The sequence below is a fragment of the Paraburkholderia sp. SIMBA_054 genome (genome assembly GCF_046534875.1).
In the GTDB taxonomy this organism is placed as follows: domain Bacteria; phylum Pseudomonadota; class Gammaproteobacteria; order Burkholderiales; family Burkholderiaceae; genus Paraburkholderia; species Paraburkholderia hospita.
This window is the reverse complement of sequence record NZ_JAWRXV010001435.1, coordinates 1-245: the sequence shown is the minus strand read 5'-3', so window position 1 is coordinate 245 and position 245 is coordinate 1. Positions and strand designations below refer to the sequence as shown.

Annotated in this window: 1 protein-coding gene; it reads right to left on the bottom strand. The window is 68.2% G+C overall.

Translation table 11 applies throughout. From position 1 onward, the window contains the following. Window positions 1-236, bottom strand: a 236-nt coding sequence (locus SB822_RS59785; RefSeq protein ID WP_410859471.1) for an aldo/keto reductase, incomplete at its 3' end; no start/stop codon positions are given. Window positions 237-245: the final 9 nt, after the last annotated feature.

Sequence of the window (245 nt, the reverse complement as noted above, 5' to 3'; positions counted from 1 at the left end):
AGGAACACCTGGTCGCGCAGTCCTGCAAGCGCTTCGCCGAGCAGCGATTCGGTTGCGCCGTCGCCGTACATTTCGGCGGTATCGATCAGCGTCATGCCGAGCTCGACGCCGCATCGCAGCGCGTCGATCTCAGCCGCGCGGCGCGCCGGCTGCTCGCCCATCTCCCATGTGCCCTGCCCGAGTTTCGGGATGCGCTCGCCGTCGGGCAGGCTCACGCTTGCGATGTCGCTCGTCATGCTGGCTCC